We start from the raw sequence: 23,642 nt of genomic DNA, 5'->3' as shown, positions 1-23,642 counted from the left end.
CATTATATTTGGTCATAAAAACACCCCCGAAAATTAGATTTTTACTCTAACTTTCGGGGGTCGGTACCCTCAGGCTGCTGCTTTTTTTCTTCCGGAATCTTTTTTAACACAAAATACGCACAGCCAAAATTGCAATACTCATACAGATAATCATCAAGTGCACTGATTTTTGCGTCCAGTGCTGCTTTCGTATGTGTGTCTTCGTAAAAACCTTTGAGCCGAAGTTGATCATATCCCCAATCACCGACAATATAATCATATTTTTTTAATATTTCGCTGCTGCGATTTTCCAGAGAATCCGGCTGATAACCGTCTTTTACGTTTTCAATTAAGTCGTAGTTCGAACCGAACAATTCAATCATCTTACCACTCCATTCACTTGCATCTAGTTTATCACATCGGTATCTGTTTCACATTATTTTTCATACTCAGATCATCATTACTTTTACGGACATTTGTGGTACAAAACATCTGCATGAAATATTTCATTTACAGCAAACTAACAACAAAGGAGGTATTTGTATATGCGAAAATATCTAATTGTAATTGCTGCCTTGTTGGCAATAGCCATCATCACAGCTGGCTGCAATGGAACTGATCACACCGTTAACGAAAGAGAAAAAGTGGAAAATGAACTCAATCCAGAAAAAAATAATCATACACCAGGCGATCCAGAGGTCAATAACAGACTGGGTTATGTCAGTTATAAGGAAGATCAGCTTCAGGATCACCCTGGAAAACAGCAGGTTGTGACAATTGACCGTAACAAAATGGCGGATATGATTTCCAGAACAATCCTGAAGACGGAAGGCTTCAATCAAGTAGCTACGCTGGTGACAGATAAACATGTGCTGGTAGCCTATAAGAAAAAGGATGACATTGATTCGCATCAGGCAGCAACTACTGCAAAGCAAACAGCAATGTCTGTCATGCCTCGATACTTCGATGTTTATGTGTCTGAAAATCCGGCAATGATCGCTGATTTGCAAAGCCTGCATAATTCAACCACACGGAACAAAAATTATGACAACACGGTCGCCAGAATCATTGCTAATATGAAACAGTCTCCGCAGGGTGATGATTATATTGAAAACCGAGTCCGATAAAATTTAGCATAGAAAGGGGGGATAGTCAGCATGCCTCCAAAGTTCGTATATTGTTCCATCACCGTTTTTTTGTCTGTATCATTTCTACTGATTTTTTTAACGCCCGTCATGGCCAAAGAAAGTAACTCTGTATATGAGCAACGCATGGCCCTTTATAAAAAAACAGAAGCTCTGACACAGCTCCCCTGGTATTATATCGCTGCAATCGATCAATACGAACGACAAATTGATAAAGGTGCAGGCGATGAGCAGCTTGTTTCTATCCGGATTCCAAAAGAAATTTGGTATGGTCCTGGCAACGCAACATATGTGAAGGATGAAAAACTGATTTCCCTTTTCAATGGTATAGGGAAAGATGGTAATGGAGACGCAAAAGCCGATTCCTCCAATCCGGAAGATGTACTTTATACCACAGCCATGGAGGTAGCAAGTTATGGTCCTACAGAAGATGATATTAAAATTGGTTTATGGCATTTCTATAAAAGAGAACTAGCCGTCCAAACCATTAAACAAACCGCCAAGGTTTTCAAAAAATTCCAGGATATCCATCTGACGAAACGTGATTTCCCGGTGGCGACTGAATATAACTACAGCTATCGCAGCACTTGGGGAGACAGGCGCGGTTTCGGTGGTCTGCGCATCCATGAAGGAACGGATATTTTTGCTGATTACCAGACTCCTGTTAAGGTCACCACTTACGGTGTTGTTGAAATGAAGGGCTGGAATACGTACGGCGGCTGGCGTATCGGTATCAGAGATATATTCAATATTTACCATTATTACGCCCACCTTAGCAATTTTGCCAAAAATGTGAAAACGGGTAAGGTAGTCAAGCCCGGTGATGTTATCGGTTATGTCGGATCGACAGGATATGGTCCCCCTGGCACCTCTGGAAAATTCCCGCCACATTTGCATTATGGGATGTATAAAGATAACGGAACGAGTGAATGGTCATTCGATCCATATCCATACCTACGAAAATGGGAAAGAATGGTGAAGCAAAAATAGAAATAATAAGCTTTCTCACTGATTAAAGCTGCTGCGGCATGAGTCTTCGAGATGGTAACGGATATCTCTAAAATTTTCTCCTTCCAAATGAAAAACCAAATCAATAGCTGATCTGGTTTTTCATTTGTATCTTATTCAAATTTGGACTCCTTGGATTTTTTCACTGCATGAACTATACTTGCTGCCAATCCGCCCCATATAACAAGAATGCCGATGATCATAACCACAACTGCTGATCCTGACATTTACTTCGCCTCCCTTTTGTCAATGCTCTCGCTTTGTTCCGTGCTTTTTCGCCACTTGACCAGCGAGATCACAATAGCAAACACAAGAGCAAGCCCAGCTATAGTCCAACCCAAACTAATAAGACTGTCAGGATAGCCTTCATAGTTTCCATTTTCTGTAGCAAACGCCTTCGTCAAGTTTTGCTTGAATAAACCGAAAATCATGTATCCTAGAACTACAGGTGTGACGATTCCCAGACTGATCGTCCACCAGGAACCGAGCCGTATATCAGATACTTCATTCGCATGCTTCTGATACTCTTTCAGTTTCCGGAATAACCATGCAACCACCACAACTTCCACAAGTCCCAGTACAGCCACCCCGAATTGATTGATGAAATAATCCGTGACATCCAGAAAATTTAAACCGCCGCGAGTCGCAAACAGCAAGGAAACAATTGCAGCAAATCCGCCACCGAAAATGACAGCCTTCGTTCTTGAAATTTTAAACTTATCAACCAGACCGGCGATATATGTTTCACAAATGGAAATAAGCGATGTCATGCCAGCCAGCACAAGTGACGCAAAGAATAAAAAGCCAAATAGCTCATTCAAAGCAGGAAATTCATTGATGATTGCCGGAAAAACAATAAAGGCGAGACCGACTCCGCCGCTTACTACTTCGTTTACCGGCACTCCCTGCTGTGCAGCCATGAATCCAAGTACTGAGAACACGCCAATACCCGCCAGCAATTCAAAACCGGAGTTACCGAATCCTGTGATAAAAGCATTATTGGTGATATCCGACTTTTTAGGTAAGTAACTGGAATAAGTAATCATAATGGCAAATGCAATCGATAAACTGAAGAAAATTTGACCGTACGCTGCCACCCAGACGTCAGGATTGGCTATTTTGCTGAAATCCGGTTTGAAAAATGCATCAAGCCCCTCCATCGCTCCTGGTAGTGTCACGGCTCTGATTACAATGATCAGAAAGACGACAATGAGCGTTGGGATCATGATACGATTTGCAATCTCAATCCCTTTTTTGACACCTCTGAACAGAATTCCCAATGCAACCACCCATACAATGATAAGCGGTATCAATACTCCTGGCACCAGCCCGCCCATCACACCCGGATCGGCCGTTTTCAGATAGTCACCAATCAAAAACCCCTCTGTATTGCTTCCCCAGCTCAATTTGAATGAAAAGACCGAGTATGATATCGCCCAGGCAATAATAACAGAGTAATAAGTTGATATGACAAAAGCTACCAGCACACCCCACCAGCCGATGAATTCCGTCTTCTTATGCAGCCTGCTGAATGTCAATGGTGCTGATCCTCGATATTTATGTCCCATCGTGAATTCCATGATCAATATAGGAATACCTGCAGTTAATAAAGCGAATAAATACGGAATGAAAAACGCACCGCCGCCATTTTCATAGGCTACGGAAGGGAAACGCCAAATATTGCCAAGTCCGATTGCCGACCCCACTGCCGCGAGGATGAAACCAGCTCTTGTCCCCCATTGTGAACGATTTTCCATCTATTTACCTCCTCTTTCCCCCTTGAAAACAGTATAATATATATATTTAAATTTTTACTGTTTTCAGATTTATTTTCTTTGATTATAACTGGACTTGGGCAACATGTCAAAACATTTTCAATAGGACTTTAATTGGAATTTACGCGTCTTTTTGCAGCCATTAACACATACATATGACCCATTTTTCAGTAGAATTAGTTATTTTAAAAAATTGGTTACTGCTGTCTGGTTTATTGTATCATCTTAAACAGAAGATTTTAAAAAGTGAAAGTCAACGATGCTTTCCTCTATATAAATTATTCGAGTTTAATACGACAGTAAAAAAGCAACTTGGATCTGATATTGCAGATCCAAGTTGCTTTTGCTTTTTCAATAACCTCTGTGAAGTAAAGGCGCTATCATTACATGATCATTCCATGACCGGTGATGTTTTTCTGATAAACTTTTGCAGTAAAACAATTACAATGATTGCCAGCATTGCTGACGCGAATGATAACATCAGGCTTTCAGTGAAACCAACAACCAGGTAACCGACAGCGCTGGAAAACGCGGCAATGAATGCATATGGCAGCTGTGTGATAACATGGTCGATATGATGGGCGCCCGCCCCTGTCGATGACAAAATCGTCGTATCCGAAATTGGCGTACAATGATCTCCAAACACCGACCCGGCCAATACTGCAGACAAAGTTGGAATTAGCAGGTTTATATCCGTCACTGCCGAAATCTGAACAGCAATCGGCAGCATAATGCCGAACGTCCCCCACGAAGTTCCTGTTGCCAAAGACATGATACTTGCAATTAAAAAGAAAATGAATGGAAGGAGCGCTGGACTGATATTCGCATTTTCCACGATATGTGCCAGATATTCCCCTGTTTTTAACGAACCGATAATTCCACCGATCATCCATGCCAATAGCAAGATGTAAATGGCAGGAAGCATTGTTTTAATTCCTTCCCAAACAATTTTTCCAGCTGAGGCTTTTGGCCGTGGCAATGCAGCATAAAAAGCGAATGCCGACGCTACTGCTGCCAAGCCCCCGATTGCAAGTGAGACGTTCACATTCGTATTGGCAAATATTTGCAAGAAGCCTGCACATTCTTCTCTGGCCATATACCCCGTTACAAACATGGATACGATTGTCACAAGCACCAATATGATGATCGGGACAAACAAGTGGAAAACCCTGCCTTTTTTATGTGGCATGAAAACTTCAGTCAAATCGCCGGCTATTTTCTTTCCCGTATCACTGACCAATTTCCCATCATGTAATGCACGTCTTTCATGGGTTCGCATTGGACCAAAATCGAAATGAAAACATGCCACCACAAATATTAGGACAAGCGCACCTATTGCATAAAAATTATACGGAATCATTTCTAAAAATGCCTCAAGCGGTTTGTAATCAGTAATGTTATTCACCGCAAAAAGTCCGCCCAGGATACCAATGATATAAGCTCCCCAGCTGGAAATCGGCGCTAATACCGTTACCGGAGCTGATGTAGAGTCTATGAAATACGCCAGTTTTGCGCGTGAAATCCGATGTTTATCTGTTAGCGGACGTGCAATTTGTCCTACAGCAAGCGCGTTAAAATAGTCATCAATGAAGATGATGACACCCAGCACAACTGTCATGAGCTGAGCGCCTGTACGTGTCTTGATTCGTTTGGAAGCCCACTCACCAAATGCCCGGCTTCCGCCTGTCGCCTGAAGAAGTGCTGTCATGACCCCCAGCAAAAGTAAAAAGAGAAGAAGCAATAAATTACCTGTATCCCACGCGCCATCATGATAGAATATTTCTGCAAATACTGCCCATATTTCCTTTAATGTTCCTCCAATATGGAATTGATGAATGAATAAAGCACCGATAATGATACCAGCTCCCAGCGACAACAACACTTTTCTTGTCAGAACGACAAGCAAAAGCATAATGATCGCCGGAATAATCGAATAAAACGTACCAACCATTTCCCTTTCCCTCCGAGTAATTAATTCATGGATAGCATGGACGAACATGGAGGTGAAAAACACAAAAAGACAATGATAGAAAATAACCCATCATTGTCCTTGCAATTATAGTTATCCTCCATTTCGATCAGTAGTTCTCCATACACATACATGCATGACAGTGCATTCCTTGTTCAAGAATGCCCCAGCGATAATATGTTTGACCCATACCACACTTCGGCAAACAACCCTTTTGCCAATCATCCTTGTTGTCATCCTCCGACTGGCTACTCTTTTTGTTTGCTCCTCTACCTCACCGATCTGATAAGGTTTGATTAAATTTTATTACTACATTACTATACTAGTTTACTTCTTGTCTTGCAAGTCTTTTTTCGGGACAGTTATAGCTGGTCCATTACCATTGCCTCCGTAATAATCCGGTACTCCACCAACAATATATTTTTTATCTATTAAAATTTTCGTTGATACTTTCTTTGTTTTCGATGTAAATGGCACGATAATCTGGACATCGGCTTCTACATATACATACAGCGATATTAATACATTATTGATGCCATATGACTTTATATCATCTTCTAAATCTGTCTGGACACTTCCTACCAGTTCCAGATTAACAGGGACTTTCGGCCCAAGGTTTGCAAGGACTGAGTTCCCTGTCACCTGGCCAAGCGGAATTTCCACAACGGTCGGATCTCTGTCCGCCACTTCATTCACACTGTCTCCATATATTTTTTCCTCACCTGCAGGGTCTTCATAATTCGGCGGCTCACCCCGATTCATGCTGTTGAAGAACTCTTCTACTCTGTCCGTCGCCGCTCGATTAATTTTATTGTACACAGAAGCATCCCATCCCACGCCACTGATATTGCCATTTTCATCTTTCGTTATATGAGCAATATCGTCAAATGTATAATTTTCCGCAAACTTCACCGCGGAATTGATTGCTCTGGTAGCAAACTCCCTTGTTTTTTGAGTGGCTATTTCCATCAATACTGGTTTGACTTTTTTATCGATCACAACAATGCTCAGGGCCGTCATCACAATAACCAGCACCAGCGTGATAATTAAAATCATCTGTGTTGGAGGCGGTGATCTTCTTTTTTTGACTTTGAATCTACGGCGCATGCAAAAACCCCCTTGGAAACAAGTTTATGCTTGTTCCAAAGGGGTTAGAAGCACTAATTAACAGCATCTATCTTAAGCGGTACAGTTCGTTAGTTTGGATAACGCTTCCTTGCCGGACATGCCGACCTCCCAGCCAAATCCCTCTTTTGCTGCATCAGTAACTTTTTCAAGCGGTGCATACAGCAGCTGGTCAATCGTCCGCACGCCATTTGCTCTTCCGGCAATGACATGGCGATCCGCCAGTTTTTCATTAAGTAGATCCACATCGAGTGCAGCGCACATAATGTATCCCGTCTCATTCGTAATTATCAACAGATTAGTTTTTGGCAGTGCTACCGAAACAGTTGTGAACGCTTCTCCGGCAATTTCAAGTGAACCAGTTTCGATCATTAAAAAACCCCTCCCCTTTCCTTTCGAGTCCAAACAGTCAAGCTTAGTTAAGCAAAACATTTTTGCCCTTTCGCATTATGTCTATGCGAATGTAGGCTGACTGTTCACCTTTTTCGGGGATATGATCAAAACAGGTCATCATTTCCAAGTTTCGGAGGCTACCTCTCGCTGCAATGTTTCAGCCAGTAAATCTCGCAAGAGCTCTGGAACGAAATAATGTTTCACAGATGCTTTCGCTATTTCAGGAAGCATTCTGCCAAAAGTAAATGTATCGGCTGTTGCGATATCATATATTTTTTCCATTTCAAGCGGTTTTTCATGTACATATATTTCTTTCACATATCGATGCCCATTTTGATGACTGCCGATTTTTATCTTCAATCCAGAATAAACCATTTCTCCAAGTACGACGCCGCGAAAACCAAACCCTTTCAGATGAAAATGCGTGAATTCTTCGGATAAGGCAGCTCGCACTACTTCCAACAGTTCACTGCCGGTTAATTCCACCACACAAGGATTTATTGGATGAGGACATATCCTGTGAACATCTTTATAGGTAATATCACCTGCTGGCAGCCCATCAAGGAGCAGGCCTGCAGTCAGCATAGCGCAATCTGCATTTGTCCAATCCAAGACAGTGTCTGTCAGCCTCTGGATCAATTCTGTCCTTTGAAACCAATCCACCTGCAAGGGAACTTCAAGGTGAGCTAATTTTTTTTGCAGCTTCTCATTGGCCATTTTCTCCAGATTAATTATTCTTTTTTCCGCCTCCACATCTATCTTGTGGTCAGTTATGTCTGTTGCATACGCTTCTTTTTTCACAAGCTTCTTCCGTTCGTGATCCCATGTCAGAATCACTTCACCAATATGCGTACAATATTTACCCGCCGCGGTAATGACGGCATTGTTTTCATATTCCCCGGTTTTAAGCAAGTGGTGGGTATGGCCTCCAATAATCACATCTATTTCGGGGAATCTCCGAGCAATTTCCCTGTCTTCGCTGATGCCTAAATGCGATAGCAGCACGACAATATCGACCTCCTGCCTTAAAGCCGGCAAATGCGCTGCCAAAGCTTCCCATGGAGTATCCATATGCCAGCCGAGCAAATCATAATAATCATTGAATGGTGCTGTCAAGCCGAGCACGCCGATTTTGATACCGCTTTTTGATGTTCTGATAACTGAAGCATGCAACCAAGCAGGCAGTTGCTCACCTTGCATATTGGCACACACCACTTCAAATGCTGCATTATCATATAGATGAAGCAGATCTTCATGTGCAAGCGTTATACCCTCGTTATTTCCAAAAGTTGCAAAATCATATCCAGCATCATTAAGCAGTGACACATTTGCTTTCCCCATAAACGCCTCCGAAATCGGATGAACACGATCAACATGGTCCCCAATATCCGCCAGCCAGCAGGTTTCTTTTTTTCTTTCTGCTTCGTCTTTTTTATCTTTCAAGAAACGAACAACACGCGGCCATTGCGCAAAATGGCTATGCAGGTCATTCGTATAATAGAAATAAAACTTTTCAAGCATATATATAATCTCCCTTGCTTCAGATTCACATTTTGGGAACAATAGATTGAAATAAAATTACTCTTACCGTCAATATACCTGTGCATGGATATATTTACAATGAAAAAGAATGAGATCAAATCCCCAGACTCCGGCCTGCACTACTTTTTCCCAAGATTAAACGTAACCATTACTATTTACAACTCGTAACGATTACGCTATAATACGAGAGGACATTTTCCAGTACAGGAGGAAAAAAACATGCAAGCAAACTTAAAATTAAAAGGGATGGTTATCACCCTATTCGTGTTCATTACCATTATTGCAACAGGATGCGGCAGTGATACAACCAAATCACATAAGGCAAAGCTTCCATTAAAAATTTATACAACGATTGCCCCGCTTGCAGATTTCACAAGCATGATCGGCGGTAAGGATGTTGAAGTTGAAAGTATCCTCCCTCCCGGAGCCGACGCTCATACCTTCGAACCAACATCAAAAGAAGTCGTCCATATTGCAAAAGCAGACGCCTTCATTTACAACGGGCTTGGTATGGAAAGCTACGCCGAAAAAATTTCCGATTCCCTCGAGCATGAGAATGTCGCTGTGGTGGAAGCTTCCAAACACGTCAAGGTCATGAAAGAAAAAGAACATGATCATGATGCCGATGGACACAATCATGGTGATATGGATCCACATATCTGGCTTGATCCGGTGAGAGCAATCACGATGGCAGACAACATTAAACACGCTTTGATTAAAATTCATCCGGAAAGTGAAAAAACATATGAAAAAAACTTTCAAACTTTGAAAGCAAAATTACAAAATCTTGATAAAGATTTTCAAAAATTAGCTGCAACCAAGCATCATCCGGAAATGATCGTTTCACATGCTGCTTACGGCTATTGGCAAAGCCGTTATGGTATTGAACAAATCCCAATTGCCGGCCTCTCTCCAAGTGAAGAACCAGCACAAAAAGATTTGAAAAATATCATTTCACTTGCTAAAAAAGAACATATTAAATATGTTATTTTCGAACAAAATGTCACTCCAAAGGTAGCTGAAATCATACGTAAGGAAATCAAAGCCGAGCCGCTCCATATTCATAACCTAGCGGTTTTAACAGATCAAGAGATTGCTGATGGGGAAGATTATTTTAGTTTGATGCATAAAAATCTGCAGACGTTGGACAAAGCATTACGTTAATACAAAGGCACCCATGCGGGTGCTTTTTTTGTCGAAAGATGTGTATGCAAATTAAATTACTAAAATCTCACATCGTTTTCACAAATTGTTCATTTGAATTGCAGCGTAATAACAGTATAATACTGTTAGAAGTTGTTTTACTTTGTTATAAATCATCATCTAACGAAAGGAGGAAAAACGATGCTCCCTTTGGAAAGACAGAAGCGTATCAAGGAACTGATTTACCAAAAGAAAAGTATCAAAATCTCGGCGCTTAGCGAACTATTGAACGTTTCTGAAATGACGATTCACCGCGACTTGAAACCTTTGATTGAGACAGGTGAAATCATGAAAACATTTGGTGGAGTGACTTTGGCAAATGAACTGGACCCTCCAACAGCGCCGGCAAATCACGAATGTGTTTTTTGCAGGAAAAGTATTAATGAACGTCTGACTTACCGGCTCATTCTGCAAAATAATGAAATTGAAACTGCTTGCTGTGCGCATTGTGGCCTGCTTCGTCATCGTCAGATAAAAGAAAAAGTAATCCAAGCGATCTGTACAGATTTTTTGACACAAACAACCATCAGTTCCGTTGCTGCATGGTATGTCATGGATACATCCGTACATATCGGCTGCTGTAAACCTCAAGTGCTGACGTTCGAATCAAAAAATCATGCCGAGAGATTCGTCAAGGGGTTTGGTGGAGAGCTGCATTCATTCCAAGAAGCGATGGAAAACGTCTTTCTTCAGATGCATGGTGACCCTTGCAGCTGTCATCAAAAAGGACATCCATAAATCTGTAAACTGGATTGGAGGGTATAAATTTAAATGAAAAGATTATGGCTCGTTACAATCATTTTCTGTTTAACAGCGATATTAGCTGCATGCAGTGGTCAGGACGGAGAAAAAGACATGCAAAGCGAACAAACGCCGATGCTGAAAGTCGAATTTAAATTGCCCGATACTGCTAAAATAAAGGAACAGATCGAATTGAAAGCAATTGTTACATACGGCGATGAGAAAGTAAAAGATGCCGATGATGTAACCTTCGAATATTGGAAAAAAGATGAAAAAGACAACAGTACTAAAGTCGCATCCAAAAACAACAAGGATGGTACTTATACGGCAAATGTTTCTTTTGATGAAACAGGAACATATGAATTATATGCACATACAACAGCAAGAGATCTGCACACTATGCCGAAAAAGTCCATCGATGTTGCCGATAAATAATTAAACTCGGCATGCGCCAAACTTAAATTTTCGTTGTAATTAGGCAGTAAAGAAAATGTTTTCACCCTTTGTTACTGTCAAAAAGGAAGTTATAAAATGTCTGATAAAACATCTTTTCACCCGAAAAATCTTTTTTCGTCTATACTCGTACTCATGTTGGGGTTGCTTTATGTATTTTCGCCTTCATTAACTGCAGAAGCTCATTCTTCCCTGCTGGAGATGACTCCAGCGGAAAAGGTAGTGGTCGAAAAATCTCCGCCTGTCCTGAAATTACGTTTCAACGAACCTGTTGAACAGGACTTGGCATCTGTGACCATTTACGATTGGAACGCCAAACCCGTTTTTTCCGGAAAGCCGGACAGTGGTAAGGAACGGTCTGCTTTATTGAAATTCTCGCTGCCTAAACTGAAGCAGGGCAGCTATACTGTCAAGTGGCATGTCATTTCACTGGATGGCCACCCCGTCGGAGGTTCTTACACGTTTGCAGTTGGTGAAGCAACAAAAAATGGTATCAAATCGGTCGGAAATACGGACGATTCAGTCACCCCTCTAATTGTCAGCCGTTCGATCGTACAAGGTTTATTGCTCATCAGCGCAGGGCTATATATATTTTCCTGGCTGGCTGCTAGGAAACAGTATCCCAGTCTCGGCAAACTTTTTAAAAAAAGAAACATCATCTTTCCAATTTTATTTATCGGAACAATCATTGAACTGGCTGCATACGCCATATCCCTGCCTTCCGGATTGATACAAACCTTACTGAGCGGCAGATGGGAACTTTTGAAACAGTTTCCATTCATTCTGATGCTATTTGCACAATTATTAGTCCTGCTGTTGTTAGTGATACCTGGCATGGTCCGGACATGGTACGTCGCTCTATGGCTTATCCTGGCTGCCATCCCGGCATTCGGCGGGCATGTGTGGGGAATGGAGTATACGATTGCAGCCTTGATTCCAAGAATTATCCATGAACTTTCAATTGCTGTTTGGCTTGGTGCATTATGCTATGTCTTGCTCTTGACCGTTTGGAATCGAAAAGAAGCACAAGATGATGTACCATGGCAGCTTTTTAGACCATTTTTTGTCAATAAAATGTTGGTCATGGCTGGACTGGTCGTGTTATCCGGAATCAGCATGGTTTACATGCAAACTGGATGGACTGCTCTGATTAAAGATTGGATGCCTTGGAACGCATTACTGGTTGTCAAGATTGCACTAACATTGCTTATGCTAATTCTGGCGGCCTATCAAACATTAAAATGGAAATCACGGCGGGTTTTTACTACAAACAAACTGGTCCGCACTGAATGGATAATCGGTTTAATCGTGATTGTACTTGGTGTATGGATGAGTCAATCTGCATATCCAATTCCTATCAAAACTTATGAAAAAACGTTAGTCTCTCATCAAATGGACGCGCATGTCCATATTGAAAAACTGCAAGCCGGTGATAGGAAGATGACAGTTAATCTACCTAAGTCCGGAGGACAGGATGCCGAACATGTCACGGCTGAAATCACCATGCCGGAACACGATATGGACTCCGGACAGTTAATGCCAAAAAAATCACAATCTGGCCGTTATCATACGAAGCTGCCTTTTACAATGGCAGGTACATGGCACATCCATATTCAGGCGACATATCCTGATGGAACCCAGCTTAACTGGTCAGATAAATTATTTATTATGGGCGTCAAATGACAGGAGATAGCAGCGATCTTTCAATGATATAAAAATCTGGGGGATTCCCCGCTTATTACTGGAGGTAGAATCGATATGACTAAAAAATGGTTAGTTTCGTTATTGTCTTTTTGCTTTATTTTCGCAGTGGCACATGCCGCAGATGCACATGTAACTGTACACCCATCTGAAAGTACGACAAATGCATATGAGAAATATACTGTACGTGTGCCAGTCGAAAAGGATAACAATACAACAGAAGTGACACTGCAGGTCCCAAAAAAAGTGAGTCTGGTATCTGTACTGCCAATGAATGACTGGGATTATACCCTGAAAAAAAATAAAGATGGTGATATCTCTTCTGTGATTTGGAGGGCTAAAAAAGGCGGAATCGGGCCAAATGAATTCATTGAATTCTCTTTTATTGCTGCCAATCCAAGCGAGCCAGGCAAAATCAGCTGGAAAGCATTACAAAAATATGCTGATGGATCTGTCGTCGAGTGGGTCGGACCGCAAAATGCAGAAGAACCTGCTTCTGTAACTACCATCGCCAAAGGCGACCAGGCGGCGCCGCATGGGGACCACCATGCAACAAAAGATGAGAGTGCCGCGGAAAATAATTCGGATAGTGATACCCCATCAAATGATAGTGATACATCTGTTAACTGGTTGCCAATCGTCCTCGCTTCTGTGGCCATATTATTGTCTTTGATCAGTTTGTTCCGTAAAAAAACATCTTAAGTTTCAAGATCGATGTTTCCCCTATCGCCGCTCTGATTGAGAGTAATTGTAAGAAAAAGAGATACTCCCCCATCCGGCATGCTCAAGTGCATGTCGGATGTTTTTTCATTTGTTGCATGTTATCTATCATTAACGCAATTTTCCTGTGCACCAGGCGGCAAGCGAGCCTTGTAAAGATGATAGGTTACCAGAAGCGGGGAATTAGCTCACAACTATGGCTAAAATTATAGGGAGAAATAACCACCCTTTCCCCCTTACAAACACATCATAATATCACTTGGGGCTGCATATACATATCTTCTGACTAGAAATAACCAAACTGGAGGGATGGTATGATTGAAGCATTGCTTGTTGGACAACTGACCTGGAACATGCCAATGCTTATCTGTCTGCTCGTCATTGTACTTGCATATATTTACTGCGCCAGATACTGGGACTATTCAGGAATACACACACTTCACATTTCCCTGTTCATCATCGCCGCCGGATTATTCTATTTGCTTTTGGGCAGCCCACTTAAAACGATCAGTCACCTATCATTCAGTTTCCACATGACATACATGAGCATCTTGTACTTCTTCGGCCCTCCTCTTATTTTGATGAGCCTTCCACACATTGTCACACAGTTCGCCAATGGCAAAAAAACAGTACTTCTTTGCAAAATAGCCTTATATTTATTCGCAGTATGTTTCCTCCTGTATCATATTCCATATGTAATGATTTTCATGTCCAAATATGCGAGTATCCGGTCTTTGTATGAATACTTACTGTTATTATTGGCATTACTCATGTGGTGGCCACTCGTTCTTCCTTCATACATTAACAAGAAAAGATATGCCTTCCTTAACGGTGCCCTATTAATGCCTTCATGTATGGTCTTCATTTTGGCTGCTTTCATGGGTGCAGGCAATAACCCGATGCTGACTCAATTGTCTGCTATGCTTTGCATGCCTGCAGATATGAACATTCAGCCCCTTCCTCCCCCTTTCAACACTGCCCTTGATCAATTTATCGCAGGGCTGATCATGCTGCTCTTCCATAAATTCGCCATCATGCTAACGGCAAAAATGGGCGAAGTTTATAAAAACAAACCACGGTTCTAAAAAAAGACAGTTATCATAAAATGGTTTCAATACAACGATAAGCTGGAGAGATTCCCATGGAAAAAACACAACAATTGGATGTATCAGGCATGCATTGTGCCGCATGTGCGATGCGGATCGAAAAAACAGTAGCCAAGATAGACGGCGTATCTAATATACAAGTGAATTTAGCGACAGAAAAAGGCAGTGTCACTTTTGAAGACAATCGTACAAATCTTGACCATATCATTGGCAGAATAGAAAAAATCGGTTTTAGCGCAAGAAAAGCAAATGATGACCGGGTTTCATCTGAGCAGGAAAAAGAAAAAGAATTATGGCGTCTCAAATGGCATTTCACATTATCATTATTATTGACTATCCCTTTAGCCTGGTCTATGTGTTCTCATTTAACGCAAGGAAGCATTTATGTCCCTGTTTTGTTCAACGATCCGATCTTCCAATTGATGATCACTATGCCTATCCAATTCATTATTGGACGACCTTTTTATGACCGGGCTTGGAAAGCCTTGCAGCACAAGAGTGCAAACATGGATGTTTTAGTTGTACTGAGCACCTCTGCTGCCTTCTTTTACAGCCACTATCTCACATTCACCTCGTTTTATACAGACCATTCATCCCAAAATATCGTTCTCTATTACGAAACAAGTGCTTTTATATTTACCTTTATTTTATTAGGAAAACGATTAGAAGCCAGTACAAAGGCAAAGACGACAGCATCCATCAAAAAACTATACGAATTACAAACCAATATGGCAACGGTGCTCAGCAACGGCATGGAAAAACGTATGGAGGTTTCGATTTTAGAGCCCGGAAATATCATTTTAGTGAAACCCGGGGAAAGAATTCCTATTGACGGACAAGTTCTTTCCGGGAGTTCCACTGTGGATGAGTCACTGCTGACAGGTGAGAGCCTGCCTACTGAAAAGGATGCTGGAAAGTATGTATATGCCGGCACTATCAACCATCATGGCTCATTGAAAATAATTGTAACGAAAGCCAAAGCTGATACAGCGCTGGCACAAATTATCCATATTGTGGAAGAAGCGCAATCTGAGAAAGCGCCGATCCAGCATATTGCAGATAGAATTACCGGCATCTTCGTGCCTATTGTTCTATTCCTCGCTTCCTGCACTTTTATCACTTGGTATATCGTGCTGGAAACAGGACAGTTCAATATCGCTTTAGAAAGAACTATTGCGGTATTGATCATTGCCTGTCCATGTGCTTTAGGACTTGCTACCCCGACATCTGTGATGGTTGGAAGTGGACGTGCAGCCCAGCACGGTATTTTGTTCAAAGAAGGTCAATTTCTGGAACGTCTTGCTTCATGTGATGTGTTCCTGTTTGATAAGACCGGCACACTCACCCAGGGCACACCGGAAGTGAGTGATATCTACGTAAATGGGATAACTAACAATCAACTGCTTCTTTATATGGGAGCACTGGAGAATGCAGCAAACCATCCACTTGCCAACGCAGTCGTGTCAGAAGCAAGAAAACATCACATGCGTCTGCCAGATGCCACAGCTGTCTCAATGCTCCCAGGTGCAGGAATAAAAGGATACGTTTTGAGTAAGCCAGTTTTCATAGCAAATCGGCGACATTTACAGGAAAAACAGCGATTTTCTAAAACAGAAGCTGATTTACTGAAAAAACTGGAGCATGAAGGAAAAACTGTCATGGTCTGTTTTATGGATGAAAAATTTGTTGGATTCATCGCTGTCACAGATCAGATAAGACCTCACGCAGCCAAAATAGTGTCAACGTTAAGTAAAAGGAAGTTCCCCGTCATCATGTTGACTGGCGATAATCAGTTTGCCGCAAAACAGGTCGCGGGCAAAACAGGTATTAGACATTTCCAGGCTGAAATGACACCACAGGAAAAGTCTGCCGTAATCAAACAGCTGCAAAAGGAAGGACACACTGTTGCAATGGTTGGAGATGGGATGAATGACTCGCCGGCACTTGCAGTTGCTGATGTTGGCATTGCCATTGGAGCAGGTTCAGACATTGCCCTGGATGCGGGCGGGGTCACGATAGTCAATGATGATTTACTGCAGCTGACAGACGCTGTTGCTATCAGTAAAAAAACAATGAAGAACATTAAACAAAATTTCACTTGGGCCTTTCTCTACAATATCCTGATGATCCCCTTGGCAATTGTCGGGGTTATGCCACCATGGATTGCCGCCGCCGCGATGGCGTGCAGTTCTGTCACCGTCGTATTGAACGCACTCAGACTGAAAAAAGTGAAACTGGACTAAATCTTGTTTGCATCTCCAGTGTGGAAAATGGAAGGTGTAGCTTTACATTTTTTTCAAAATTGGTTGACAGTTATTTTTTTTGTGATAAGATTGCTTATAATCAATTAAATAGCACATATTTGCTTCTTATCAAGAGAGAGGGAGGGACTGACCCTGTGAACTCTCGGCAACCGAATCTCACAACAGATTACGGTGCCAAATTCAGAGAAATGCCCAGCATTTCGCAGATGAGAAGGTTTGCGCAAAAAGAAATTATTTTTGTGGACCCTTTTCCAATGCGGAGAAGGGTCTTTTTGGTACAAGAAAAGAATTTAAGCTTCACCCTGTTCACTAGCTGTACGCCTAGCAATGTCACGAAGAGTAGGAAAAAGTAAAAGTTTCGCAAATTGAAAGGAGAAGAAAACAGTATGGCAAAACAAACATTCACCGCAACAGCAACCTGGAAGGAGAATCTATTAGTAGAAACCGAATCACGGGGACACCGCATTCTCATCGATGAACCACAAGAGCTCGGAGGCTCAGACAAAGGAATGAATCCTGTAGAAGTAGTCTTATCAGCCTTAGGCGCCTGCCAGGCCATCGTGGCTCGGACTTACGCCTCACAATTCGGTATTGACTTGAAAGGCTTCAGGGTAACAGTTGAAGGTGATCTGGATACGGACGGATTTCTGAATAAATCGAATGTCAGACCGGGTTTCTCTAACATTCGTTACATTTTTCATATTGATACAGAGGCACCAGCAGAAAAAATCAGTGCTTATCAAGAGTTTATCGAGACTCATTGCCCTGTAGGTGATACACTTGCCAATCCGGTTGCATTAAAAGCATCCCAGGTTATCGTAGAACATCCAACCTATTAACAACGATGCATCATCATCATTGTGGCTAACCACAGTATTAAACCAACTAAACCTATATATTTAATCAAAAATAAAGGAGTCTTGCATAATGACTAAACAAATTCATTTAAACGGTTTTATCCAACATTCCCCTTCCCCACATTCGACTGGATTGTGGAAACATCCAAAGGATCAAGGAACAAACCATCATCGTATTTCTTATTGGACAGAAGCGGCTCAAATTCTCGAAAAAGGAAAGTTCGACGCCATGTTTATTGCTGATGTTCTCGGCACATACAGCGTCTATCAAAACAGCTTCAAACCCGCGGCCCAGCATGCTGTGCAATTTCCTGCCCACGATCCGGTTTTACCTATTTCTGCAATGGCTGCAGTTACAGAAAATCTTGGTTTTGCAGTAACGATATCAGCTACCTATGCACAACCATATGCTCTTGCAAGGCAGTTGTCTACACTTGATCACCTATCCAAGGGGCGAATTGCATGGAATATCGTGACTTCTTATTTGGAAAGTGAGGCTACTAACCTGGGATTGCCGCAACGTCTCCCCCATGATTTACGTTATGATCGTGCTGACGAATTTCTTGAAGTAGTATACAAATTATGGGAACAGAGTTGGGAAGACGGCGCAATCATACTGGATCAGGAAAGCGATACATTTGCCGATCCCGAAAAAATTCATGCAATACATCATGAAGGAGAGTTCTTTCATGTACCTGGCCCCCACCTGGTTGAGCCCTCCCCACAACGGACACCGGTTCTATTCCAGGCCGGTGCATCACCACGGGGAAGAGATTTCGCGGCAAAACACGCAGAGGGTGTCTTCATTAAAAATCACTCTTTGGAGGCGGTCAAAGCGTATACTGCCGATCTTAGGCAACGTACCCGCAGGCAAGGCAGGCAGCCTGAAGACATCAAGATATTCCCCATGATCCTGCCAATTGTCGGTTCCACAGAAAAAGAGGCCTACGAAAAATATGAAGAACTGACAAACCATGTCAGCTATGAAGGTACGCTAGCGCTTTTATCGGGACATACCGGCATTGATTTTTCAACATATGACCCAAATCAGTACATCGAAGAAATGAAAACAGAAGCAGTACAAGGAAATTTGGATTTATATGCAAAAGATCCGAAAAAAAGATGGACATTACAAGAAGCAGTTAAAAATCACGGACTTGGCAATGGTACTGTAAAATTTATCGGCACACCAGAACAAATTGCCGATCAAATAGAACAGTGGGCTGATGAGGGGGATGCAGATGGCTTTAATATTGCCCAAGCATATTCTCCAGGGACCTTCCAAGAATTCGTGGACCATGTCGTGCCCGAACTGCAAAAACGCGGAATTTACCGGACTGAATATGAAGCTGGTACATTACGGGAAAATCTATATGGTAAAGGTTCAGTCCATCTGCCATCTAGTCACCCAGCAAAGAAAACCCGCATTTCAACAGGCAATAAAACTTTAACCACAATAAGAGAGAGTTGAGGACATGGAGACAATCAGGCTATACACATGGATAGGTTTCGTTATTTTTGTCATCGTCATGATCGGTATTGGTTTTGTTTCCGGAGGTAAAACAAAAAGCATCAGTGATTTTGCTATCGGCGGAGGAAAACTTGGCCCATACTTGCTTGGGCTTTCCTTTGCCGCTACCTATCTAAGCGCCGCTACATTTTTGGGATACGTCGGCTGGTCCCACGAATGGGGTTATGCTAATCTATGGTTATTTTTGGCTATCATAGGCGGAGGTCCGATTGGTGTGCTCATGGTTGCCAAAAGAGCACGTGCAATCAATACTACACAAAAATCCCTATCCTTGCCAGACTGGCTTGGTGATTTTTACAAGAGTGATATCCTGCGGACAGGAAGTGCATTCATCCTGTTATTTAATATTTTTTATATTGCCTCGCAATTTGCAGCCGGAGCACTCGTTTTTGAATATTTACTTGGTATGTCTTATGATACAGGATTGATCGTTATTGCAGCCACATTGATTTGCTATGTATTCGCCGGTGGTGCTCTAGCAGATGTATACACGGATGCCATTCAAGCCATCCTGATGGCTTTAGCAGGGATTGTCGTGTTTTTATCCGGCATTATTCATTTTTGGAAAGGCAGTGTACATGGAACATTTGCCAACATTACTGAAAATTTAGCCGCCCAAGATCAAGCTTTGACCCAAGTGTTCAATTCTCACTCTGCGTACTTTCATTCTGTTCCTGCAATTGTTGGTGCGATTATTATTCAATGTGCATTTGCTTCTTCTCCGCAACTATTCAATAAAGTTATCGGGCTAAAAAAGGAAAAAGATGTGGGGAAAATGATCGTTGTCTATGTGATTACTGCATCGCTTTGTTTAATTGTACTCTTCGGCGGGGTCTATAGCCGTGCCGCACTGGGAGACACCGTCCATACAACTGACTTAGCCTTGATGGAATATGCGGTTTATCTATTTTCTCCCTTGATTGCAGCTCTGATGGGGATCGTTATTCTGGCAGCCGCGATGTCTACAACTGATGGGATATTCGTCGCCATCTCTACCGTATTTGCAAATGATATTTTTCTAAAGGTATTGGTCAAACGCAAGCTTGTCAAAGCCGATACAGCTACCGCTGAGCGGATTGCCCTGAGAATAGGCAGGATATCGGTGGTTGTTATTGGATTCATCGCTTATCTCATTGTTAAACAGCCGCCTAAATATCTTGGTGACGTCTTGTGGATTGGTGTTTCCGGTGTTGCGGCGGGTACTGTCGGACCGATTTTATATGCAGTATATGCTAAAAAACAGGCAGCTCCGCGCGCAGCGGAATTATCCATGGGGTTCGGTCTCTTTTCATACTTGTTACTTTATTTCAGCGGCATGGAAAAAAGTACAATGGCTGCTGGTGCATGGGCAACGCTGATTGGCATTGGAACGATGTTTCTATTTGCTAAAACGTTAACCTTGCCAAAGCAGGCAGCTGCAAATCAAATAGCGGCTAAGATGAAAATAAAATAAAAAGGGGTTGTATATCATGTTTGTTAATACGATGCTATCCATCTGGTTATACGGATTCATCGGGATAATGATTTTGATAGGTTTATCTTTATGGAAATGGTATTTTCGGCAGTAATTTGGAATGAAATCAGATTTGATCAGGCACCAAATGGACCGTACTGAACGAGCGAGTTGTCAAGTTGGTTCGCTCGTTTTATAGCATTTCAGTTCATAGTATGTGGAGAGACTGCTTTTTCTTAAAGCTTCCAATGAATTATCCACAGTATTCATCTCCTATACTTCTACGTAATTCATCAAAACATATCTCGGCGGGGTATTCCGCAAAGTCATTTTTTTTCGCCCTCTTTGCACACACCGCAAGTTTGTAATCCGCTGCAATAGTATATTGTTTGCAGATAAAATCGACCTTTTCATTTTTCTCCATATCCACGATCTCTATCTGGTTATTGTCCATATTTTTTACCCGAAAGGAATGGAGCGGAATTGCTAATCCTTTACCTACCGCTTTCAAATAACTTTCTTTCAGCGTCCAAATCTCAAAGCAGGCAAGATTTTTATTTCTTGAATGGATGATATCCCGATATTCAAACCCCGTAAAAAGATGTTTGGCTATACGTAAATCAAATGATTGTACTTTCTCGACATCAATACCTACTGGCTGGTCGTGCAGGGCACAAACGACATACTTGCCAGAGTGGGAAATATTATATTGAAAAGCTGGATAATCGTACAAAAATGGTTTACCATACACATTTTTCTCTATGACAGTATCTTTCAGACCTGTGCCTGTCTTTTCCTGAAGAACATGATTTAATAAAAGATCACCTATCATTGCTCGATATGCATCTTCAAGATGGAAAAATTGCCGTATGCGTTTTTGTCTTTCATCAGGTACCCGTTCAGATAACATTTCCAACTCTGCTTGGCTCTTTTTTTCAGGCAATTGACAAATATAAACTTCAACCATCTCGATCCCTTCTTTCCTCATTTTTATGGGCAAACAATGCACAACGGAACAAAAATACCAATCACTCTGCTCTTTCAGCACGGTCCATTTTTAGACGGAGCCCATGATCTGTCGAATCTTTCAGCCGAAAAGCTATCAAGCAAGCAACGACCAGAAATATTGCAGCGCCGAACAAGGCGTATTGATAGGTCAATAACTGAACTGGTTCTCCTGCTGGGGTATTTTGTGTCCCCAAAATACTAGCCAAAATAGCTACGCCAAGAACAGAGCCAAGTCTATTCTCCATTTGAAATAATGTTGTAGCCCTGGCCATCGAAGCAGGTTTTATATATTTAAAAGCTGAAATTTGCGCAGCACCGACTGTTTGGCCAAGAAAGAAACCAACACCAAACATGAATAACCTGAGCAGCCATGGATTGGATGCAACGAATAATGTAATCAATATAAATACAGTAATGGCACCCATAAGGGAATAGACTAGCAAACGCTGCAAGCCAAGTCTCTGCAATGTCCATGGCATCAACTGGGAAGCGACCATTAATCCTACCGCTTCCAGAAATGTCGTCAACCCTGTATGTAATGCGCTCATATGCAGGACATTTTGATACATAAGCGGAAAGGCATAGAGCATTCCTAACAAACCGGCTGCAGAACACAGTCCGATTAAACTCATTGTCCGGAACATATTGTCTTTGAATAGTCTTAAATCAATCATCGGTTTCTCCACATAAAGTTCTACAATAATAAGCAGCGCCAACAAACATAGCCCAACAAGGCCTGACATGAGGATTCCAGGGGATGCCCCCCCTTTTAAAGCTGCCTGTGCCAGTGCATAAACCGACAAGAAAAAACCGGTTAGAGATAATATGAATCCCTTATAATCAAATTTTCCCGCTTCGGGTTCCACATGCTCTGCCAAATATACTTTTCCTATACACAAAGCGAACAGGCCGATTGGAATGTTCAAGTAAAATATCCACCTCCAAGAAAGCATATCTACTAAAAACCCACCAATTACCGGCCCAAGTGCGGGTGCAAGCGCAATTGGCACAATGAGCATTCTTGAAAGTTTCGGCCGCTCTTCATGCGTAAACGTCCTGAATAAAATGGCCATTCCTACAGGGGTGATAAAACCTGCACCAACGCCCTGGAAAATCCTGAATAGATTCAACATGTTCATATTCTGGGATAATCCGCATAAAGCCGAAGCAAGGGTAAATATACTTAGCGCAAGCAAAAATATACGCTTTGTCCCAAAGCGGTCACCCATCCAACCCGCTACCGGAAGAAACATTACCAGACTGATCAAATAGCCGATATTTATCGTACCCATGGCTGCAGGAGGAACATGGAATGCTCCCCCTATCGCCGGTAAAGCCACATTAACAATCGTACTATCCAAGGCAGACATAAACATAGCCAGTACATAAACGATGCATACAGCGACCTTGACATGTAGTTCTCTATTCATTGCTATTTCCCGTTACCGATACTTGCAGTTGGTTTCAAACTATTCGGCATCAAATTATGCCAATGATCTCTTATATAGGCTAAGCATGCTTGACGATCCGCTGCTCCGTAAATTTTTTTCCAACCATGGGGAACGTTGATAAATGACGGCCAAAGAGAATGCTGGCCTTCCTCATTAACTAAAACAAAATAAGATCCTTCCGGATTTTCAAATGGATTGCTCATTATCTCTCTCCTCCT

At 42.0% G+C, this 23,642-nt stretch carries 22 protein-coding genes and 2 riboswitches; of the genes, 12 read left to right on the top strand and 10 right to left on the bottom strand.

Going from position 1 to position 23,642, the window contains the following annotated elements:
• Positions 1-41: 41 nt before the first annotated feature.
• Complete coding sequence (locus tag ACFSMW_RS18935) at positions 42-362, bottom strand: YutD family protein (RefSeq protein WP_390357876.1); 321 nt, start codon at positions 360-362, stop codon at positions 42-44.
• Between the two features lie 162 nt (positions 363-524).
• Here ACFSMW_RS18935 and ACFSMW_RS18930 point away from each other — a divergent pair, with 162 nt between their 5' ends.
• A complete protein-coding gene (locus ACFSMW_RS18930; RefSeq protein WP_390357875.1) occupies positions 525-1,106 on the top strand; it encodes a YhcN/YlaJ family sporulation lipoprotein in 582 nt (193 codons plus the stop codon).
• Positions 1,107-1,136: 30 nt separating this feature from the next.
• Positions 1,137-2,114 (top strand): M23 family metallopeptidase, encoded by a 978-nt coding sequence (locus ACFSMW_RS18925; RefSeq protein ID WP_390357874.1) that lies wholly within the window; start codon positions 1,137-1,139, stop codon positions 2,112-2,114.
• A gap of 131 nt (positions 2,115-2,245) precedes the next feature.
• On the opposite strand, the gene ACFSMW_RS18920 is transcribed toward ACFSMW_RS18925, so the two are convergent.
• The 6 genes from ACFSMW_RS18920 to ACFSMW_RS18895 form a co-directional block, all read right to left on the bottom strand.
• Positions 2,246-2,359 carry a methionine/alanine import family NSS transporter small subunit gene (locus ACFSMW_RS18920; RefSeq protein ID WP_390357873.1) on the bottom strand — a complete coding sequence of 38 codons (114 nt, stop codon included), beginning with the start codon at positions 2,357-2,359 and terminating at the stop codon, positions 2,246-2,248.
• A complete protein-coding gene (locus ACFSMW_RS18915; protein WP_390357872.1) occupies positions 2,360-3,889 on the bottom strand; it encodes a sodium-dependent transporter in 1,530 nt (509 codons plus the stop codon).
• 409 nt (positions 3,890-4,298) lie between these two features.
• Positions 4,299-5,858: a Na+/H+ antiporter NhaC family protein gene (locus ACFSMW_RS18910; RefSeq protein ID WP_390357871.1), complete on the bottom strand. Its 1,560-nt coding sequence runs from the start codon at positions 5,856-5,858 to the stop codon at positions 4,299-4,301.
• Positions 5,859-5,981: 123 nt separating this feature from the next.
• Positions 5,982-6,156: riboswitch (Lysine riboswitch) on the bottom strand.
• A 47-nt stretch (positions 6,157-6,203) separates the two neighbouring features.
• The gene (gene yunB / locus ACFSMW_RS18905; RefSeq protein WP_390357870.1) at positions 6,204-6,983 is read right to left on the bottom strand and encodes a sporulation protein YunB; all 780 of its coding nucleotides are present in this window, start codon (positions 6,981-6,983) and stop codon (positions 6,204-6,206) included.
• A 72-nt stretch (positions 6,984-7,055) separates the two neighbouring features.
• Positions 7,056-7,373: a YunC family protein gene (locus tag ACFSMW_RS18900; RefSeq protein WP_390357869.1), complete on the bottom strand. Its 318-nt coding sequence runs from the start codon at positions 7,371-7,373 to the stop codon at positions 7,056-7,058.
• Between the two features lie 138 nt (positions 7,374-7,511).
• Entirely contained in the window at positions 7,512-8,915 is a 1,404-nt protein-coding gene (locus tag ACFSMW_RS18895) for a bifunctional metallophosphatase/5'-nucleotidase (protein ID WP_390357868.1), read from the bottom strand.
• 240 nt (positions 8,916-9,155) lie between these two features.
• On the opposite strand from ACFSMW_RS18895, the gene ACFSMW_RS18890 reads away from it, so the two are divergent.
• The 10 genes from ACFSMW_RS18890 to ACFSMW_RS18845 all read left to right on the top strand — a co-directional run bounded on the left by ACFSMW_RS18890 (position 9,156) and on the right by ACFSMW_RS18845 (position 20,965).
• Complete coding sequence (locus ACFSMW_RS18890) at positions 9,156-10,100, top strand: metal ABC transporter solute-binding protein, Zn/Mn family (protein WP_390357867.1); 945 nt, start codon at positions 9,156-9,158, stop codon at positions 10,098-10,100.
• A 180-nt stretch (positions 10,101-10,280) separates the two neighbouring features.
• Positions 10,281-10,877 carry a DeoR family transcriptional regulator gene (locus ACFSMW_RS18885; RefSeq protein WP_390357866.1) on the top strand — a complete coding sequence of 199 codons (597 nt, stop codon included), beginning with the start codon at positions 10,281-10,283 and terminating at the stop codon, positions 10,875-10,877.
• 33 nt (positions 10,878-10,910) lie between these two features.
• Positions 10,911-11,315: a FixH family protein gene (locus tag ACFSMW_RS18880; RefSeq protein ID WP_390357865.1), complete on the top strand. Its 405-nt coding sequence runs from the start codon at positions 10,911-10,913 to the stop codon at positions 11,313-11,315.
• A 96-nt stretch (positions 11,316-11,411) separates the two neighbouring features.
• Complete coding sequence (locus ACFSMW_RS18875) at positions 11,412-13,016, top strand: copper resistance protein CopC (protein ID WP_390357864.1); 1,605 nt, start codon at positions 11,412-11,414, stop codon at positions 13,014-13,016.
• Positions 13,017-13,091: 75 nt separating this feature from the next.
• Positions 13,092-13,736 carry a YcnI family copper-binding membrane protein gene (locus ACFSMW_RS18870; protein ID WP_390357863.1) on the top strand — a complete coding sequence of 215 codons (645 nt, stop codon included), beginning with the start codon at positions 13,092-13,094 and terminating at the stop codon, positions 13,734-13,736.
• 332 nt (positions 13,737-14,068) lie between these two features.
• Positions 14,069-14,839, top strand: a complete 771-nt coding sequence (locus ACFSMW_RS18865; RefSeq protein WP_390357862.1) for a cytochrome c oxidase assembly protein — start codon at positions 14,069-14,071, stop codon at positions 14,837-14,839.
• 56 nt (positions 14,840-14,895) lie between these two features.
• Positions 14,896-17,103: a heavy metal translocating P-type ATPase gene (locus ACFSMW_RS18860; protein ID WP_390357861.1), complete on the top strand. Its 2,208-nt coding sequence runs from the start codon at positions 14,896-14,898 to the stop codon at positions 17,101-17,103.
• 123 nt (positions 17,104-17,226) lie between these two features.
• Positions 17,227-17,337: riboswitch (SAM riboswitch) on the top strand.
• 173 nt (positions 17,338-17,510) lie between these two features.
• The gene (locus ACFSMW_RS18855; RefSeq protein ID WP_390357860.1) at positions 17,511-17,963 is read left to right on the top strand and encodes an OsmC family protein; all 453 of its coding nucleotides are present in this window, start codon (positions 17,511-17,513) and stop codon (positions 17,961-17,963) included.
• Positions 17,964-18,048: 85 nt separating this feature from the next.
• Positions 18,049-19,452 (top strand): LLM class flavin-dependent oxidoreductase, encoded by a 1,404-nt coding sequence (locus ACFSMW_RS18850; RefSeq protein WP_390357882.1) that lies wholly within the window; start codon positions 18,049-18,051, stop codon positions 19,450-19,452.
• Between the two features lie 4 nt (positions 19,453-19,456).
• Complete coding sequence (locus ACFSMW_RS18845; protein WP_390357859.1) at positions 19,457-20,965, top strand: sodium:solute symporter family protein; 1,509 nt, start codon at positions 19,457-19,459, stop codon at positions 20,963-20,965.
• Between the two features lie 253 nt (positions 20,966-21,218).
• Here the strand turns inward: ACFSMW_RS18845 and ACFSMW_RS18840 are convergent, their stop codons facing one another.
• The 3 genes from ACFSMW_RS18840 to ACFSMW_RS18830 all read right to left on the bottom strand — a co-directional run bounded on the left by ACFSMW_RS18840 (position 21,219) and on the right by ACFSMW_RS18830 (position 23,627).
• Entirely contained in the window at positions 21,219-21,932 is a 714-nt protein-coding gene (locus ACFSMW_RS18840) for a 4'-phosphopantetheinyl transferase family protein (RefSeq protein ID WP_390357858.1), read from the bottom strand.
• Positions 21,933-21,993: 61 nt separating this feature from the next.
• Positions 21,994-23,403, bottom strand: a complete 1,410-nt coding sequence (locus ACFSMW_RS18835; RefSeq protein WP_390357857.1) for a DHA2 family efflux MFS transporter permease subunit — start codon at positions 23,401-23,403, stop codon at positions 21,994-21,996.
• A 2-nt stretch (positions 23,404-23,405) separates the two neighbouring features.
• Positions 23,406-23,627, bottom strand: coding sequence for an MbtH family protein (locus ACFSMW_RS18830; RefSeq protein WP_390357856.1), 222 nt, complete (start codon positions 23,625-23,627; stop codon positions 23,406-23,408).
• Between the last annotated feature and the right edge of the window lie 15 nt (positions 23,628-23,642).

Source organism: Tigheibacillus halophilus, from assembly GCF_042683165.1.
Lineage (GTDB): Bacteria > Bacillota > Bacilli > Bacillales > Amphibacillaceae > Tigheibacillus > Tigheibacillus halophilus.
Note: the sequence above shows the minus strand (reverse complement) of the source record. Positions and strands in the feature narration are given on the sequence as shown.

What these genes read in the sequence shown, in the direction of transcription:
- ACFSMW_RS18935 (WP_390357876.1), bottom strand. Translation starts at nt 362, where the DNA reads ATGATTGAATTGTTCGGTTCGAACTACGACTTAATTGAAAACGTAAAA.
- ACFSMW_RS18930 (WP_390357875.1), top strand. Translation starts at nt 525, where the DNA reads ATGCGAAAATATCTAATTGTAATTGCTGCCTTGTTGGCAATAGCCATC.
- ACFSMW_RS18925 (WP_390357874.1), top strand. Translation starts at nt 1,137, where the DNA reads ATGCCTCCAAAGTTCGTATATTGTTCCATCACCGTTTTTTTGTCTGTA.
- ACFSMW_RS18920 (WP_390357873.1), bottom strand. Translation starts at nt 2,359, where the DNA reads ATGTCAGGATCAGCAGTTGTGGTTATGATCATCGGCATTCTTGTTATA.
- ACFSMW_RS18915 (WP_390357872.1), bottom strand. Translation starts at nt 3,889, where the DNA reads ATGGAAAATCGTTCACAATGGGGGACAAGAGCTGGTTTCATCCTCGCG.
- ACFSMW_RS18910 (WP_390357871.1), bottom strand. Translation starts at nt 5,858, where the DNA reads ATGGTTGGTACGTTTTATTCGATTATTCCGGCGATCATTATGCTTTTG.
- yunB (WP_390357870.1), bottom strand. Translation starts at nt 6,983, where the DNA reads ATGCGCCGTAGATTCAAAGTCAAAAAAAGAAGATCACCGCCTCCAACA.
- ACFSMW_RS18900 (WP_390357869.1), bottom strand. Translation starts at nt 7,373, where the DNA reads ATGATCGAAACTGGTTCACTTGAAATTGCCGGAGAAGCGTTCACAACT.
- ACFSMW_RS18895 (WP_390357868.1), bottom strand. Translation starts at nt 8,915, where the DNA reads ATGCTTGAAAAGTTTTATTTCTATTATACGAATGACCTGCATAGCCAT.
- ACFSMW_RS18890 (WP_390357867.1), top strand. Translation starts at nt 9,156, where the DNA reads ATGCAAGCAAACTTAAAATTAAAAGGGATGGTTATCACCCTATTCGTG.
- ACFSMW_RS18885 (WP_390357866.1), top strand. Translation starts at nt 10,281, where the DNA reads ATGCTCCCTTTGGAAAGACAGAAGCGTATCAAGGAACTGATTTACCAA.
- ACFSMW_RS18880 (WP_390357865.1), top strand. Translation starts at nt 10,911, where the DNA reads ATGAAAAGATTATGGCTCGTTACAATCATTTTCTGTTTAACAGCGATA.
- ACFSMW_RS18875 (WP_390357864.1), top strand. Translation starts at nt 11,412, where the DNA reads ATGTCTGATAAAACATCTTTTCACCCGAAAAATCTTTTTTCGTCTATA.
- ACFSMW_RS18870 (WP_390357863.1), top strand. Translation starts at nt 13,092, where the DNA reads ATGACTAAAAAATGGTTAGTTTCGTTATTGTCTTTTTGCTTTATTTTC.
- ACFSMW_RS18865 (WP_390357862.1), top strand. Translation starts at nt 14,069, where the DNA reads ATGATTGAAGCATTGCTTGTTGGACAACTGACCTGGAACATGCCAATG.
- ACFSMW_RS18860 (WP_390357861.1), top strand. Translation starts at nt 14,896, where the DNA reads ATGGAAAAAACACAACAATTGGATGTATCAGGCATGCATTGTGCCGCA.
- ACFSMW_RS18855 (WP_390357860.1), top strand. Translation starts at nt 17,511, where the DNA reads ATGGCAAAACAAACATTCACCGCAACAGCAACCTGGAAGGAGAATCTA.
- ACFSMW_RS18845 (WP_390357859.1), top strand. Translation starts at nt 19,457, where the DNA reads ATGGAGACAATCAGGCTATACACATGGATAGGTTTCGTTATTTTTGTC.
- ACFSMW_RS18840 (WP_390357858.1), bottom strand. Translation starts at nt 21,932, where the DNA reads ATGGTTGAAGTTTATATTTGTCAATTGCCTGAAAAAAAGAGCCAAGCA.
- ACFSMW_RS18835 (WP_390357857.1), bottom strand. Translation starts at nt 23,403, where the DNA reads ATGAATAGAGAACTACATGTCAAGGTCGCTGTATGCATCGTTTATGTA.
- ACFSMW_RS18830 (WP_390357856.1), bottom strand. Translation starts at nt 23,627, where the DNA reads ATGAGCAATCCATTTGAAAATCCGGAAGGATCTTATTTTGTTTTAGTT.